General features: G+C 48.0%; 16 protein-coding genes. 2 read left to right on the top strand and 14 right to left on the bottom strand.

Translation table 11 applies throughout. The features are described from left to right. Window positions 1–144 precede the first annotated feature (144 nt). Window positions 145–2,196 (bottom strand): hypothetical protein, encoded by a 2,052-nt coding sequence (locus QP938_11185; GenBank protein ID WIO73851.1) that lies wholly within the window; start codon window positions 2,194–2,196, stop codon window positions 145–147. Between the two features lie 88 nt (window positions 2,197–2,284). Here QP938_11185 and QP938_11190 point away from each other — a divergent pair, with 88 nt between their 5' ends. Continuing rightward, window positions 2,285–3,544 (top strand): flavohemoglobin expression-modulating QEGLA motif protein, encoded by a 1,260-nt coding sequence (locus QP938_11190; GenBank protein WIO73852.1) that lies wholly within the window; start codon window positions 2,285–2,287, stop codon window positions 3,542–3,544. Window positions 3,545–3,615: 71 nt separating this feature from the next. Here the strand turns inward: QP938_11190 and QP938_11195 are convergent, their stop codons facing one another. The 9 genes from QP938_11195 to QP938_11235 all read right to left on the bottom strand — a co-directional run bounded on the left by QP938_11195 (window position 3,616) and on the right by QP938_11235 (window position 11,588). After that, a complete protein-coding gene (locus QP938_11195; GenBank protein ID WIO73853.1) occupies window positions 3,616–4,362 on the bottom strand; it encodes an HAD family hydrolase in 747 nt (248 codons plus the stop codon). Window positions 4,363–4,550: 188 nt separating this feature from the next. Beyond that, window positions 4,551–4,913 carry a hypothetical protein gene (locus QP938_11200; protein WIO73854.1) on the bottom strand — a complete coding sequence of 121 codons (363 nt, stop codon included), beginning with the start codon at window positions 4,911–4,913 and terminating at the stop codon, window positions 4,551–4,553. 241 nt (window positions 4,914–5,154) lie between these two features. Further along, window positions 5,155–6,399, bottom strand: coding sequence for a thioredoxin family protein (locus tag QP938_11205; protein ID WIO73855.1), 1,245 nt, complete (start codon window positions 6,397–6,399; stop codon window positions 5,155–5,157). A gap of 292 nt (window positions 6,400–6,691) precedes the next feature. Then, window positions 6,692–7,249: a hypothetical protein gene (locus tag QP938_11210; protein ID WIO73856.1), complete on the bottom strand. Its 558-nt coding sequence runs from the start codon at window positions 7,247–7,249 to the stop codon at window positions 6,692–6,694. Window positions 7,250–7,267: 18 nt separating this feature from the next. Beyond that, on the bottom strand, window positions 7,268–7,906 hold the full coding sequence (locus tag QP938_11215) for a hypothetical protein (protein ID WIO73857.1): 639 nt from the start codon (window positions 7,904–7,906) through the stop codon (window positions 7,268–7,270). After that, entirely contained in the window at window positions 7,893–8,492 is a 600-nt protein-coding gene (locus QP938_11220) for an RNA polymerase sigma factor (GenBank protein ID WIO73858.1), read from the bottom strand. The genes QP938_11215 and QP938_11220 overlap by 14 nt, the downstream gene beginning before the upstream one ends. A 131-nt stretch (window positions 8,493–8,623) precedes the next feature. After that, a complete protein-coding gene (locus tag QP938_11225; protein WIO73859.1) occupies window positions 8,624–9,373 on the bottom strand; it encodes a hypothetical protein in 750 nt (249 codons plus the stop codon). Window positions 9,374–9,700: 327 nt separating this feature from the next. Further along, window positions 9,701–10,558 (bottom strand): nucleotidyl transferase AbiEii/AbiGii toxin family protein, encoded by an 858-nt coding sequence (locus QP938_11230; GenBank protein ID WIO73860.1) that lies wholly within the window; start codon window positions 10,556–10,558, stop codon window positions 9,701–9,703. Next, the gene (locus tag QP938_11235; protein ID WIO73861.1) at window positions 10,539–11,588 is read right to left on the bottom strand and encodes a type IV toxin-antitoxin system AbiEi family antitoxin; all 1,050 of its coding nucleotides are present in this window, start codon (window positions 11,586–11,588) and stop codon (window positions 10,539–10,541) included. The genes QP938_11230 and QP938_11235 overlap by 20 nt, the downstream gene beginning before the upstream one ends. Window positions 11,589–11,948: 360 nt before the next feature. Between QP938_11235 and QP938_11240 the strand changes: the two genes are divergently transcribed. Beyond that, on the top strand, window positions 11,949–12,104 hold the full coding sequence (locus QP938_11240; GenBank protein ID WIO73862.1) for a hypothetical protein: 156 nt from the start codon (window positions 11,949–11,951) through the stop codon (window positions 12,102–12,104). A 457-nt stretch (window positions 12,105–12,561) separates the two neighbouring features. Here the strand turns inward: QP938_11240 and QP938_11245 are convergent, their stop codons facing one another. From QP938_11245 to QP938_11260, 4 genes are read right to left on the bottom strand one after another with little or no spacing between them, the layout of a single operon-like run. Then, the gene (locus QP938_11245; protein WIO73863.1) at window positions 12,562–13,203 is read right to left on the bottom strand and encodes a Fic family protein; all 642 of its coding nucleotides are present in this window, start codon (window positions 13,201–13,203) and stop codon (window positions 12,562–12,564) included. Between the two features lie 51 nt (window positions 13,204–13,254). Next, on the bottom strand, window positions 13,255–14,250 hold the full coding sequence (locus tag QP938_11250; GenBank protein ID WIO73864.1) for a restriction endonuclease: 996 nt from the start codon (window positions 14,248–14,250) through the stop codon (window positions 13,255–13,257). Window positions 14,251–14,253: 3 nt separating this feature from the next. Next, complete coding sequence (locus QP938_11255; protein ID WIO73865.1) at window positions 14,254–15,021, bottom strand: hypothetical protein; 768 nt, start codon at window positions 15,019–15,021, stop codon at window positions 14,254–14,256. Then, window positions 14,990–16,462, bottom strand: a complete 1,473-nt coding sequence (locus tag QP938_11260) for a class I SAM-dependent DNA methyltransferase (protein WIO73866.1) — start codon at window positions 16,460–16,462, stop codon at window positions 14,990–14,992. The genes QP938_11255 and QP938_11260 overlap by 32 nt, the downstream gene beginning before the upstream one ends. Window positions 16,463–16,472 lie beyond the last annotated feature (10 nt).

Here is a 16,472-nt window from a genome sequence, read left to right on the forward strand (position 1 = left end):
CGCCGAGCCTATCCTGAAAAACTTAACAGAACCTTAAGAAGCTTCTGGCCAACTTAACACCATGCTTCTGTATTCTGTAAAGCGTTCAAAAAAAATCCCCCGTTACTTACGCAACGAGGGATTTTGGAAAGAACCTGCTGATGCTTAGTTAACCAGCGGCAGGTTGCCATACTTCTCGGCGTACTCCAGCATTTGCGCGCTGAAGTCCCCAGGGTATTCAACCTTCACATCCACCATCTGCTCTCCATCCATTACCGGTACCAGACGCGGGTTGATGAAACCACCATAGGGTGGAATACCGAGCTTCTCGGAGCGGGCCAAAACCTCTTGGTGAATAGCCTGGTCTACCTGAACTCCATAGTTTTCAACCAGTGCTTTACCCGCCTCGTAATCGCCTTCCGACTTTATACGCTGAATTTCACGCAGCAGTGCACCAAAAATGGTGCGCAGCTTGTCGTAGTCATTAATTACAAAGTAGGTTTTACCATTTTCAACTTTACGCTCAATGACATTGTCGACAGCACCGTGCTCCATTGCCCAGGAAGCCACCAATTGGCGATTGCGCATGTGCGCCTCTTCAATAATGGCACCCGGCTCAAGGCGACGCAGTTGCAGCATAAGGCCATTTCGAATATAGGTGTCATATTCGGCTTTACCCACTTCCAGTGAATCCATTACACCCATTTCAATCAGTTTTGGATCTGGCAGGAAGTACAGGGCAACCAGGTCGGCGCGGGCTTCTTCCAGGGTGGAAGCATAGTTTTTCAGGGTCTCTTTGGGAGTTCCGACACCCGGGTTCAGTTTACCGGAGGCGTGACCGATAACCTCGTGCAGGCTGGTCATCAGTTTGCCGGCTTTGGACGCATACTTTTTCGAACGCTCTACTTCTTCTTTGGTATAAGCAAACTCTTCCAGCAGCCCTTCACCTTGAGCCTCATCGTAGGCAGACACGATATTGCCCAGACTTACCGATTTGGAACCGTGTGTAGAACGAATCCAGTTGGCGTTTGGCAGGTTTACACCGATTGGCGTAGACGGAGATGCATCACCAGCTTCACCGGCCACATTCACCACCTTATAAGACACGCCCACCACGTTTGGTTTTTTATGCGCATCATCAATGGAGGAGTTATCTTCAAACCACTGGGCATTTTCTGCCACTACTGCCATCTGCTCGGACGCAGCAAAGTCGTTGATTTGAATAATGCTCTCGTAGGAACCGCGATAGCCCATCGGGTCGTTGTAGACCTCAATGAATGAGTTGATGTAATCGATATCGCCCTTGGTAGCACCAGCCCAGGCAATGTTGTAGGCATCCCAGGTTTCCAGATCACCGGTGCGGTAGTAATCGATCAACAGTTTCAGGGCGTCTGCCTGCTCCTGGTTTTCCGCAACGGTTACTGCTTTTTCCAGCCATCCAATGATTTTTTCAATGGCGCTACCGTACATACCACCAACGTGCCAAACCTGCTCTTCCAGCTCACCGTCCGCATTGCGTACCAGCTTGGAGTTCAGGCCGTATGAAATCGGCTCATGATCGTCTTTGTCGATTTTGGCTGCATAGTAAGCTTCAGCATCTTTTTGCGAGACCGTGGGATCGTAGAAGTTAGTGGCCGACGCCAACAGCAGATCCTTATTGGAATCGAGACTTACCTTCTTGGCATCAACACTTGGATCGAAAATAGCGGTCAGAACTTCTTCGCCAAGTTCCGCGCCGGAAGCATTCAACAGGCCCTCAAAGTACTCGCGACTGAAACCCGGCTTGAACTTGTCCATGGAGTAATGGTGGTGAATACCGTTGGAGAACCACACTCGCTTGGTGTAAGTCTCAAAGGCTTTCCAGTCATCGCTTGCCTTGTCACCCTGGTAGCTGCGAATAATTGATTCCAGCGCATTGCGAATAGTCAGGTTGTGACGGTAGTTCTGGTCCCAGATAATGTCACGGCCTTCATAACCGGCTTGGGTCAGGTAGTAAGCCAGCTGCTTCTGTTGCAGGGTCAGCTTGTCCCAGCCAGGAATCTGGTAACGAATCAGTTGAACATCGGCAAACTTCTCCGCCACCCACTGGAACTCGGGCTGTGTCGCCTCAGCTGCTGGCTTGGCGGCAGCCTGTTCAGGTGCGGTTTCATTCTTAGAGGAGTCACATCCGGCCAAAGCGATCGCCGCTGAGAGCGCCAAAATCTTGAAATTGTTCATAGTGATCACTGTTATGGTTATGAAAAGTGGGTCGATTGTAGGGGCTATCACCCTACTTTTTAAAGGGCTTTTTTCAAAAGACAACCGAATGACGACTGAAAAGGTGTGTCTTCCCAAAGCCATCACAACGCTTGACCGAATCCCCTATCAGCCCGAAGATAGCGGCATTCATCCTCCCTTTGGCGAGAACACCATGACCGCTAAAAAGCCCGCACATCCTCCCCATTGGGCAAAAGTACAAGCGCTGGATAGCGCCCTGTTTGAACTGGCTGACAACATCAGCATTCTGGATGTAATCGCACCACTCAATTACAAGACGCAGAAGCAGACTTTTTTTGAAACCAACTACAAGAAGTCACCGACATTTACTTATAAACAAAACGCCATCGACTCATTTCAGCTGAAGCGTAAGCTTTACAGTTTGCCGGTTGAAAAGCTTAAAGATGAAGATCTGGTTAACCTCTACAGTGACGTCATTGAATCCTATGCCGACAAAGTGGAGCAATACAATTCCATCGGCACATCAAACCTTGTTTACGACTCACTGCGCTATTTTGGTGAGCCAAGCGAAAAGGACATTCGCAATGCCGAATTTATCCTGCACCTGCCCGCCTCCATGAACGAAAAAGATCCGGTGCCGGTAAATGCAAAGCAGCTTTCCAAACACTTGATTGCCTTTGCCAAAGAGCACGGCTATGAACACCAGGTGAAACTGGATGATAAAATGATCGCCAACGCCCTGGTCACCGGTCTAACAGTAAAAATCAACACAGCGGCGCAAGTGACCGAAACCGAAATGAGGGCTCTGGCGCACCACGAATTGGGTGTACACCTGGTTACCACTTTAAATGCGCGCAACCAGCCATTAAAAGTACTGTCACTGGGCTGCCCCGTGAACACCATGACCCAGGAAGGTATCGCAATTCTCAGCGAGTACCTGGCCGGCTGCATGACACTGCCACGCCTGAAAATTCTCGCCCTGCGAGTATTGGCAGTTAAATCGATGCTGCAGGAGAAAGATTTCAAGCGCACATTTTTAATGCTGAAAGAGGAGTATCAGGTTTCCGACAACGACGCATTTACCATCACAGCACGGGTTTACCGCGGCGGCGGCTTCACCAAGGATTACTTGTACCTGCAGGGTCTGCACCAGATGCTCAATGCATACGAAACTGAAACTAATTTCCAAAACTTGCTGTGCGGAAAAGTCTCCCTGGAACATTTGCCGATCATTAGTCGGCTGGTTGGAAAAGGTTATTTGAATAAACCGAAGTACATCACTCCGGCAATCGCATCACCATCCGTGGATGACCCGATTCAGAAATTTATTGTTCATGCGATTATGTAGGTGGATTCCATCGTCATTACGAGGAGTGAAACGACGCGGCAAACCAGTGACTTAACCTCTCACGCAAACAACTACTCTCCGCGGTGAATACGCTGAATCAACTCCGGTATCTCGTCAGGGTGCAACACAGTGTGGTGGGGATCAATTCCCAGTTCTGCATCCAGTGGCTGCTGGTGTTGGACCCAAATAGAGGTAATCCCGCTATTCAGGGCGCCGGCAATATCCGCGCGCAGGCTGTCACCCACATGTACCGCCTCGTGCGCTTCGCAATCCGCCAGTCGCATCGCTTTTTCAAAAATTGAGCGATTGGGTTTTGGCTCCGGCTCCTGGCCACCGATAATAATGTGATCGACATGCCTGGCGAGATTCACTCGACGAATCTTGGGTATCTGCGAAAATTCCGGCCCATTGGTGATAACCACCAGGGTAAAGAACTGGCGAGCCTCGGCCAAAAACTCGGCAATTCCCGGATAGAAATCAAATGCCACCAGCCGGTCATCATCAAAACTGGTCTGGAGATCTTCGATGGTCTGGTCATCCAACTGCTCAATACCATTGGCCTCCAGCAAATCGCGAATTACCTGTTTGCGAAATGCTTCTTCGCTCTGCTGCTCAATTATCGGCATATAGCGCTCACGCTGTACGTCAGTCCACTCCCGGTAGATCAGAGTGACATACTCATCAGCGATGGCTTTGCCGTTGATATCGCGGTCCGTCAGTGCCTCTATCGAACGCCCCATCAGCTCTTTGGCCTTCTCATTGGCGGCATTGGTATCACACAGCGTATCGTCCATATCGAAGAAAAGGGCTTTAAGCATTGGGAATCCTGTCGAAGTTATTCGGTGAATCAATTAGGTGGGGCATTATAGCAACCTGAAGCCGGCTTTGAGTCGGTGGGATTTGCAAGGCGACGAATACAACGTGATGCTGACTAAATAAAGAGCCAGACAATGCACATTTTACAATGACTTATCTGTGCTGGCCTGGCTCATAAATTACCAGAAAGTTACTCTTTAATTTCCACCAGAATCACTTCCAACGGACTGTCACTCAGGTTTTCAGGAAGGTGTTCCTCTTGATCACTCCACATGGGCTCACCTACTTTTAAGGTGTACTCCTCGGAAGTACCGTCGGGAAGATTCATTCTGACCTTATTCTCTGTCATAGCGATGGAAACATTGGGGCCGTGGGTATGCATAACCGACTTTTCACCTGGCCCGTACTGGATTTTAATTACTCGAACCTTGTCGTTTTCAAGTACCACGGTGTAGTGCTCGGGGTCTGCCTTGACTGCGTCCTCGCCGATGGCGAAATATGAAAGCAATGAAACTGCAAGAAAAGAGAGGGCAATGATCACATACTTGTGCATGATAGATTCCTCATATCAGGTAGTTGGATGAGGGTGCTCGGAGAGCTCTAGAAGTGTAGCAAAGCTTTTATAAATCGCCACGAGCGGGCGACTGGAAAGGATAGTATTTCAATGTCATTCCCCGATGGGCTTTTAATTAGTATCCACCCGGAAACAGCACAAATAGCCCAGAGCGTCATTCCCGCGAAGGCGGGAATGACGCCAGATTCCGAATGGACACAAATCAATCAACCGGAAAACCTTACTTCCAGACCTCCCAAAGCCACTGGCGGTGCTGTTCAGCAGCCTTATCAAAAACACCTGCTCTCAACGCATAGTCAACAACAGCGGCGTGAGCAGCCTTTTTGTCACCTGCGTATTTGAACAGGAACTCAGCCACATCGTTGGCCTCCGCTGTACGACCCACACTCAGCAATGAAACATAACGCTCCGCACCTTCAGATCGCATCTGGAAATCGATTTGTTCAGGTTGTGTGCGCCCCTCTGAACGTACCCCCGGGTACATGCCCGGACTGCCAGCAGGAGGCTCTGTGCCATTATTTTTGGCAACTAAATGTGCGTAAGCTTCGATGTAGCCTTTGGTGTTTTTATCACCAATACTGTAGCCCGCCGCTTTCCAGGCACCGTGTTCGCTAAAAAGCCCGAATAAGCCACTGGTCTTGAGTACAGCCTGCCCTTTTTTGGTTTCAGCCATGCGCTGTCCCCAATTGACTACAGTTTCAGTCTTTCCGGCCATGTTGGCAAACTGTCGCCACATGCCCAGAGTGTCTCTTGTGGGAGACTTTGCAACTTCCTGAGTTATCTCGTCAAAGCACTGTTTGGCCACGGCACGAGCAGGCTCATGACCCCGCACGATGCTGTTCAGAATACCCGGAAGCATATTTTTTAACGGGAAACCATAGCTGCTCTTTTCCTCGCCAGTGTTTTCCCAAAGCCACTTCCATTCCTCCAGAGCCGGTTCGTAGAATTTGCTATTAATCAATTCGCTGGTGAGTTCTGCACGGTCAGCAACAGACATCTGGATAGCACCTTTCTGCACATCTGCAAGCTGCTTCAATAGTGCTTGCCCTCGTGTCTCGCCCTTTTGTAAAGCTCTCAGCCACTCCATCATAAAAGCGGCGCTCTGCAGCCCCACTACACGATCTTGCAGATCCCCCTTAAAGGCGATAATGGTTGGGAAAGCAGTTATGCCTAGTTCATCCTTCAACGCTTCGTGCTCATCCATATCCAGCTGGATAGAGATCGCATTGGCCTCAAGCCATTTAACCAGATCGGCATCAACCCAAGTGGTTTTGTCCATCTGCTTGCAGGGACCACACCAGCTGGTCATCGCATCCAGAATCAGGAGCTTGTTTTCGTCGGCAGCGCGTTTGGCCGCCTCTTCGTATTCCATATCGACAAACACCGGTGGAACACTGGCATTTGCCACAGACCCCAGCAACGCCAATAGCAGCAGCACAGGCATTAAGCAGAAACGTTTCTTCATAAGATTCCTCACAAAACTTGGTACTAGGGACAACCATTGTCCCGGCAATACACCTCGGCATTCTTCAATTGGATTATTGGCACTCTGGGCCGATGGCTTATCTACTAAAACGAAGAACGGGGCTGTTTTGGGAACTCTGACACAAGTACTGGTGGCGAACGACAGTCGTACCACGTTAGATGGATATGCAGGTGCATGGATCCGTTAACTTGGGGAAGTTCAAATCTGTAAGGCATCGATGCTTATACCGACACCTTCCATGAATACCTGCGAGGCTTATTAAAGAGGGAAATTAATTGCGCCCAGGCCTTTCGGGTTTTTCTGGCTTCTCCGGCCTTTCGGGGGTATCTGGTTTTTCTACACGCTCCGGACGTTCCGGTCGAGCAGCCGGTTCAGCACGTTCGGGCCTCCCCCCTCTTTCAACAGATTCTGGCTTTCTGTCGGGAACAGAAATACCTTCAAATACAGGAGTCTTCTGCTCAGAAGGATTCTGTTCTGCATTTGCGCCCTTGAGCTCAGCCGCTCCCCTGCCAGCATTTTCAGTATGTTCATTGCCCACACTCTCAGGGACATGGATACCTGCTTGTTGGCCAGCTTCAGACTTAACCACTTCAGAGATACCCGCGCCTTGCGCTTTTTCAGGCGCTGCAAGTTGAGGTCTGTCCCCTGCAACATCGACCACACCGGGTCGTTCGATTTTTTCAGGTTTGGGTGGCAGGGATACCTTATGCACGATCCCCTTCGGCACCTCGCCTTCCTTCAAGATGGTAATTGAGCTTGTGCCTTTCCCGTCAGCCAATGCCAGTCCTGTGAACATCCCTGCTGTGATTAATAAGGATAATCTTTTCATAACGTTTATCACTTTCTGCTAGGCACTGGCTGCCAGTTCGGCCGCGCTGACATTCACCCGAACACTTTGCACTTCCCCATTCGAGCTATAGGAAATTTCCATATATCCCTCTTCATCCGAGTTCATCACTACAGGCAAGGTAAGAAGATTTTTGCCTTGCAGCAGTTCAGTTTCCCAGCTTAATTGCTGCGATGCCGGATAGCCTTCGATAGTCATGTTATCCGCCAGAGAAACCGTAATAGTGGACGACGGCAGGTGAACATCGCTGTCGATAACTACATTCACCATTTTGATTTCATTTACCTGCAGCGCTATCGGTTCTGCCACTTGGGGTACCACAGCATCTGCAACAGTTGGATCACTACCGTTAAAATCCATTGACCCTATAGAGCCAATCAAAATTCCAACAACCAGTGCCGCAGCTACTGGCCAATAGGTTGAAGAGCGTTTTACGGAACGGGTATTTTCCTTTACTGCTTTGGCGATGCAGCGGTCGGCAAAATCGTCACTCGGTGCAGGCTGAAAAGCATTTAATTGCTGAGCCAGTTGGTAGTCACTGTAAAAGTGTTTGCAGAGGTCACAGTTTACGAGGTGCTGCTGCAATCCGTCAGCTGCACCGCTCTGCTGTATTTTTTGTTGTACCTCAAAACATTTCATGATGACCACCTCTACCTATAACACGCTTGGCACCAGCAAAAGGTTCCACTCGAAGGCTTTTTTTAAGTTCCGCTTTTACCCGGTGCAAACGGGATTTAAGAGTACCTAATGGCACATCAATCAATTCGGAAACTTCTTGCAGGGTAAACCCCTCGATCAGATGCATTACCACCAGCACCCTATTATCGTGACTCAGGGTCGACAATGCCTGCTCTATAACTTGCGACTGCTGTGAGTTTTGTACACTCTTTTCCGGACCCGGTGTCGAAGCTGGTTGCTGCTCCAGGCTATCCGGATCTTCCGGGGTATCACTATTTTGATAACTGGCAGGATTGCGTTTTTGGCGGCGGCTGAGATCAACAAACTGGTTGTATACGACGCGCTTTAACCAGGGCTCCAACTGCTCCACTTCAGCCATTTCCGCCGTTTTGGGATACAGCTTAATCAATACATCCTGAACAATATCTTCCGCGTCGAATTGGGATCCGGCCAATTTATAGGCCATTCGATAAAGTGCAGGGATATGCGGGCGCACCAACCGATCAAATTGATCAGCGGTCGCTTTTTCTTGGCTTTTTAAAGTCAAAAATCCCATTACTGACGCGATTCTTAGATAACTGTGTCACAAAGAAAAAGTGAAACAGCCCGTGCACGGGCTGTTTCAACGTGGAGTAGATTGAGTGTACGACTACCCCACAGTCACCTGCAAGGAAGCGATTAACCGCGTCCCGGTCTTTCAGGACGGTCTGGACGATCAGCGCGCTCTGGCTTTTCCGGTTTTTCAGGTTTTTCCGGCTTCTCAGGACGCTCCGCTCGTTCCGGGCGATTCGATGAAGATCCACGCTCCGCACGATCCGCTTTTGCAGCAGCACGCTCAGCCTTGAAGGCAGCCTGTGCCGGTGCCTGGGATTTAAGGCCACGCATAACCTCACCAACCTTCATATCGAAGGACTTGAAGATCTCCCCCCAACCCATGCCGGAAGCACGCATGTCGAGAATACCGCCACCGGTTTCAGCGTTGTACAGCGCCAGGGTGATCTCCTCAAGAGTCGCACCGTCTTCCAGCAACGCATCAGCGAGGCCCAGAGCCAGAGTTACCTCACCAACCCCCATAGGGCCATTGGCATTCTCAACGGTAACTACTTCGGTAACCAGCTCGGTCTTCTCGGTTTGGATCACATTGCCATCGGCATCAAACGTCTGGTTGCCGTCGGCATCCAGCACATCCACCATGACCGGATTGCCATCCGCGTCCACAACCGTCTTCTCAACTTCGATTTCGTAGCTGAGATCGTCGCCATTGCGCAGTGACTCAACCAGAGTTTGTGAATTGTCACCGGCAAAATCACTGAACTCATCAGCAACCTTATCCAGCGCCTGGCCGGCATCTTCCGCCATTGCCACTGCTGAAACACTGCTGCCCAATACGGCAATTACTGCTACTGCAATTGGTTTCTTAAACCACATAAGCCTTTCCCCTTGGATCATGTTTTACGAGTAAATATGTGTGTCCTTAACAGGACGCTTTCATACCTATCACGACGGGAAGGGAGGAAAGGTTGCATTTAAATTGCGGGAAAGGGTGATGGGGGTCACAGAATGGGGCGGTTTTGGAGTTGAGGTTGTTGGTTAAGCGAGGAGGCGGATGTTGAAATACATATATCTATTTGTTTTTTATATCCTTATTTAATTCAATTTTGACACAACCCAACCTAATGCAGCTTATGCATGTAACATCTGCCGAACCTATTTTATCCGCCCCCTCTCTACACAGCTTGGCCGACTCAGCAGTGCTTAACTATTAGCCAGGAACGTCTCAGTAAATATTGCCAGCCACTCTGAGCATTCCGCCAAATCACTATTACTGCCACGCTCCATGTCCCGAGCAAACTGATCCACTTTGTCAGTTTGATCAAAGAGTTCACGCCTCAGGTATTCTCGTGTTTTTGGCAAAACAACAGCGTTAGCATCCTGCCCGAGCTTCATGGCGCTGGCCTTGCCCTCATCCCACGCTTGAGCCTCCATTTGCCCATCCTGATAAATGGCGTCGTTGATTTCCGGGATATTGGTGTAACTTCTTATCAGGTATTGAAAATCTGATGCATCTTTCCCTTTAAACTCGACGCGCTCAGTCCATGAAACCAATTTCAGGATACTAACCCCTACTGGTGAAGCGACCGGGATAACGATTTTTGGGTCATGATTTATTGTTACAGCCAACGCGTTTTCAGCGGCCTCAGCAAATCCAAGCACTGTCATTAAAGACTCTTGCTTCGGTGGCCAACTGATAGTCGCATCTTTATCCGCTATTGCACCAAAGGGCAGAATATCAATCTCCCACGGCAGCCCTTCTTCATCCCGACAAGAAAATCGGTGCCATTGTTTTGAATCGGGCTCATAACCAGCTTCGAGTATGCGTTTCCCAAGAGCATCAAAGTCTTCCCAGCTTGCTACATTAATCCCAAAGTCAATGTCTCGAGTGCCTCGTTCTATTGTCGATCCATATCCATGCACCAGAACCAGGTCTCGTGCCATAGCCCCAACAACAAGGTAATCAATGCCAAGTGCACTGGTGTGTGCAGCAATGTCGCTGTAAATCTCGACCAGCCCTTTGGGTAACTTTCCTGTTATATCAATTGATGTACTTTTCACGAATTCTGTTCGCTGTGTCGAGGTTGCGCGGATCGGCAGTTTCCAGTAGATCCGCATAGGTGATAATAGGAGGCGCTAAACCTTTCTTTTCCTCATTGACTGGCACCGTATCCCAGAACGGTTCTATCAGATCAACTCGAACTTCCGGGTGCTCATGCGGCCCAGGCTTTCGCAGCCGAGCTGCCCGCAAGAACTTTGCCATATCAACTTTATTGATATACACCGTCGCATTTTTGGGAGTCAGGTAATCGGTGTATTTGTTCGCTGCTACTTCCCCCCCCCAAACAGCGTTAAACTTTTCGGGATTGATTGTCTTCCACCAGTCAGGATCATCCGTGGTGAATGTGCCTATCCAGTATTTTTCCTTCAGCTTATATGGATACACCTCGACCCATTTATCCAACAACCGATCAAAATCTGCCAGTTGTCGTTGGTTCTTTTCCATACCTTCTAATACCATGTCCTGTGCAATCAGATCATTGATCACAGGCCCAACAGCCCCTAAAGCCACTTGAGCTTTCTCTGCTATGGCCCGGTATTTCGCTTCAATAAATTCTTTATCCCTGAGGAAAGCCAGTACAACTTTCATTCCTGCAAGATGGAATGCCCTGCCCGTTTTGGCCTTTTTCCTGGCTTGAGCTTCTGGTGTAGGCTTATTGCCTTTTGCATAGACGAAAACCGGCGGCTGGTTGATATATGCATTGCCCACGGTATCGATGAACTGTACGCCTGCCTTCTTCAGCTCCTCACACATTTTAGGGTTCACATAATCGGCTACCAGCATGCCGCAACCAGGTTCTGCAATCTGGTTGATACGATTGATAACAACCCCGAGATTGGCATGTGCCGTCCATTTTTTAACTTCTACCGCCAGGCGAGTTGCTACCTCAGGTAGCTGAATGATTGCATCGGCGTGCTTATCGCCTGCCTCAGCTTCGCACTCGATCACCAGCAGCTGCAAGCCCACCTCACGATGAAGTGCTTTGATGGCTGCAGTCAGTATGTCCTGATTCCTCGCCTGTCTGTTCATATCGCACTAATTACCTGAAGATCGATTGCTAGCCTTCATTACGTTGAATTGCACAAATGAAGACGCGTCCACCTTTATATCATGTTCACAATTAATGAACAACACATAACATTGAACATAAGGAGTACAACCATATTACATTCCCACCTGAACAACGAAGCCATATCCAAGCCACTAGCTAGCAGTACTAGACCAAAGTTATTCCCAACAATACCCTTTCAGCTCTTCAAACCTACCTTTAACCCATTGTTTTAATTAGATATGAGCCGAATAAATTTGCTATTCGGCTCACCAAGCAAGTGCAACATATTCGTTGCTTTCCTGGCTAGGCAGGACATTGTCGAGTTGATAGACAAGGGCTTGAACAGCCAACTGATGTTGATCCCGCAGGAAAAGCTGAATGCAGTTCTGGCTGTTTTGGAGAACGACTCTGAATCGAACGACAGCACAAAACCAAAGACACCCAAAAGCCTGTCCGATGGGCCTTGGCAAAACTTGCTGGACGATAGCGAATGAGTAGTCACTACACTGATGTGTGTTAATTTTCTCGAACTAACGCTGCATGGCTAATTGATTGGTCACCTTGCAGGATACATAAGCGGCCGCAATGCTCTGACCTTTGCCGACTCGTTTCGAGAAACAGGAGTTGCCCTACTTTTGCCTCCCGTTACTTCTCGGGTGGATTATCGGGATAAATGGACCGTAGATGCTTATTTAAAAACCAAGAATTTCAACCCCTTATCACGCCACCACATACCCTATAACCAATTGATTTTATTAAGTTATTTATTTGACCCGTTGTTTAAATTTCGCCCAAAGTCGGCTATACTAACGCCTATGAGCGATAAGACCCTTAAATCCACCAATATCTATCTGAGCAAAGAACGATCTTCGCGTAAAATGCGTGTTAGGTCGATTGCCAGCTCTACTGCTATTGAAACTCGCGAGTCTGTTTCAGCAATTGAAGCAAAGCTTATTCGAAAGCAGTCTGCTCCGCGTCGCGTAACGCTTGCCTAACAAGTTGTTTCATAGACTCATAATTACAATCCATTCCAGCTTGAATAGCTGAAAAGTATTTATCTCTATCTAAATCCCAACTCGAATAGTCCAGTTCCGGCTTATTAGCCTGAAGTGCCATGACGTTTGCCAACAGACGTGAAATTCTGCCATTTCCCTCTCGAAATGGATGGACGATAATCAGCTCCACATGAACGACTGCAATTGCCTCAATTAACGATTCATCGTCCATTTCAAAGCAAGGGGTGTACTTAGACAAAAACTTTTCGTCCAGCTCTTTTAAACAATATGGAATTTGTCTGGCAGACGCAAAATGGAAATCATCTTTCGCCAGATTAACCGAACGTTGATTGCCTGCCCATTCATAAACATTGCCCAACCACTTTCGATGCCATTCAAAAATTTCCTCTACGGTAATAACCTGATCATTTTCAACTTCACCTAAAACCACATCGTAGAGTTGTTCAAGCAAATCCAGCTCGATATCATCCATTTCAGCTGGATCAGTAATGCCCAACTTGTTTCGCAACACACGCTCATTCGAGCCAGGTTGATATTGGCCTTCCACGGTTCCCGAAGCTTGGTAACGATCAGTCATAAACCAGTTTCCCAACTAGTCCAGCAGTAATTAGCAAACTTATAGAGGATATTAATCCACGGGCCAGTAAATCCGAACAAGAGGCACTAAAACTCTCCCATCCAAATCAAAGTTCTCATAGTGACTGACGATTAAGTCGGCTATGTCATCGAGATCAACTAGTGTCAAAGGAAAAGTTGAACGATCCGCTTCATATCTCGCTTCACGAGAGAAGCCACCCGTGCTTACAAACAAGCCGGAATCCCCTTCGCGAAGTGCCCCAATAAAACCTCTTATTGCAGAAGCGCCCATAGAGCCGCTGCGATGCTTTACTTCAGCCTTAATCCTTGGTTGAGTGAGCCCCAAACCATCCGGCGAAGCAATAACATCAACACCACGATCAGGGCCTTTTGGCGATACTTTGGCCTTGTAGCCCATGGCGCGCAATATTGCAGCAACCAATTCTTCCATCTCATCGGGATTAAGAGCAGCCACTTTGTCTTTAATCAATTCATGGCTTTGCGCTACCGTGTCATCCTTTAACTGAGTCGTTTCTTCCAGCTCTGGTTGATCCTGCTTTGACTCTTGCTTAACAGACCTTCCTTCTAACACCACAAGCATCTCTTGGGCAACTTCTTCACTTACCGCAAATAGAGTTAACACGGAACCCAGTGAGTTTCGGGCTTTGGTAGATAATGCATCGCGCCCAACAGAACCCAGCCATTCAACTTTTCTCAGATTAGCATAGCCCTCAATCACTTCTGGCTGATAACTGTACTGCCCGAGATCTCTACCAACCATGTATTCGCGAGTTTCCGGATTGTAGCTAACCACAATATCACCAGATGAAATCTGATCACGAAACTTCAAAATCATCGCCACGGCATTAGCCGTTTTACTGGGTTTATCATTGCCGTAAATTTCAATATAGCGAGAACGCAATGATTCATCAGTTTTGTATTGGGTTAAATCACCCAGCTGTGACCAACCAATGGCCACATAGCCTTTAGCAAAATCTTCGCTAATAATCCCGCCTCGACCGGCACGAACCATCCAGGTATTACTCATTCTTTATTCCCTATCTGAGTACAACTGATTAATAAACTCCGATACCATTTCAAAGCTGCCCAAAACCTGATCATGCAACATGGCGGTTCCGTGGGCGTACGTGTTTCGGATTTTGTTAGTGTGATCAATCAAAAACTGAACATGATCATAATTTTCGTCAGGCGGAAGTTGTTCAACCTCTATTATTGGAAGCTCGATTTCATCTTTACCCGTTTTGGCCATCTCTGCCTCAGCCCACTCCCACTGTTCACGTTGAGTCGTATAATAAGCCTGCCTAGTAGCATGACGGTGCCATGCTGAAAAGCCATTATTAGCCACCAATTTGTTATCGCGGCTATATTCCATCAGAGTCTTTAGGCCTTGCCTAATTCCTAGCTTCTTTCCAGTCTGATCGAAATGCTGCTGTTTCCGATCTCGTATATAGTTTTTCAACTCCTTATCGCCTACCCGGTCCTTCAATGCCAACTCTAGGACTGTAAGAACTTTCGCTTCAGCCACATTAAAAAACTCATAAACATACCAGGCATAGACGTAGATATTTCGTGCAATCCCATATTGAGATGAAATCTTAGCGGGCACCATTGAATGCAACTCAAATTGGGCGACTTGAGAATAATGATCCTCTAATGTTAATGATCGCTGACTACCCGTTGCTCGATCAATAACCACATAGTGGCTATTACGAGCATCTACTTTCGATATATCCGATAAAGGTTTCAAACTATCGATACCACTGCTATTAAACTGAATCTTCCATAAGTACCGCTTCAACAGAGCGAAATTCCTCAAGTGCCGCTTCTAGCTGCTCCACTATTTCCTGGGCAAGAATTTCAGGTGCCGGAAGGTTTTCGGTATCTTCCAGTGATTCATCCTTCAACCAAAAGATATCCAAATTCGTTTTATCCCTGGAGATCAGCTCGTCGTAGGTATAAGACTTCCAGCGCTCTTTATGTTTGGATTCTCTTCGTTTATTGAGTTCACCAGCCTTGTAACAATCAACAAACTCCGAGAAGTCATCTTTTTTAAGGCGATTTTGCTTCAATGTTTTATGTACATTGGTTCTGTAGTCATATACCCAAAGCTTTTTAGTCCACGGTGTTTTTGCGGCAGGCTTGGCATCAAAGAAGATGACGTTTGCCTTTACGCCTTGGGCGTAGAAGATGCCTGTGGGTAGGCGCAGTATGGTGTGTAAATTGCAACGTTCTAACAGGTTTTTACGGATGGTTTCGCCGGCACCTCCCTCAAATAGGACGTTATCGGGAACAACCACTGCGGCTTTGCCGTCGATTTTTAGCATATTGGCGATATGCTGCACGAAGTTAAGTTGTTTGTTGGAGGTGGTAGCCCAAAAGTCGGTGCGCTCATAAGTGAGTTTTTCGGATTCGGCTTTACCAGACTTTTCGTTAATTACTGTAATAGAGCTTTTTTTACCGAAAGGTGGATTGGCTAGCACAATATCCACACGGTCGTTATCGCCCACTTCTTTGGCCAAGGCATCCTGACTGATTACCGGGCACTCACCATCGGCGCTGCCGATGCCATGCAGGTATAAGTTCATGGCACATAAACGGGTAACACTATCGACAATGTCGTTACCGCGTACGGCGTTTTCACGCAGGTGCTTCTGCTCTTTTTTCGACTTGGCTTGAGTCGCCATATAGTCATAAGCCGCCAGCAAAAAACCACCTGTACCACAGGCTGGGTCGGCCACGGTATCCATTACAACCGGCTGCATCACCTCTACCATGGCTTCAATTAACGGGCGAGGGGTAAAGTATTGGCCGGCACCGCCTTTCACATCTTGTGCGTTACGCTCTAACAAGCCTTCGTAGATTTCGCCTTTTACATCCACCGGCAAAGTCGACCAGGCTTCTTTCTCGATCATTTTGATTAGGCGTTCCAGCTTGGCTGGGTCTTGTATTTTGTTTTGTGCCTTACGGAAGATAGTGCCTAACATACCGCCTTGTTTACCCAACTCTTCCAAGGTATGGCGGTATTGAATCTCTAAGGCATCACCATCGAGCTTAACCAACCTTGACCAGCTATATTTATCAGGCACAGCCACAGTTTGACCAGCGCTTTCACGCTCATCAGCCATTTTTAAAAAGATAAGAAAAGTAATCTGTTCGACGTAGTCGCCGTAACCTACACCGTCATCACGTAATACGTGGGCGTAATTCCAGACTTTGTTGACGATTTCTGCTGCGCTCATAATCTAATTC

The organism is Porticoccaceae bacterium LTM1 (assembly GCA_030252795.1).
Classification (GTDB): domain Bacteria; phylum Pseudomonadota; class Gammaproteobacteria; order Pseudomonadales; family Porticoccaceae; genus SCSIO-12696.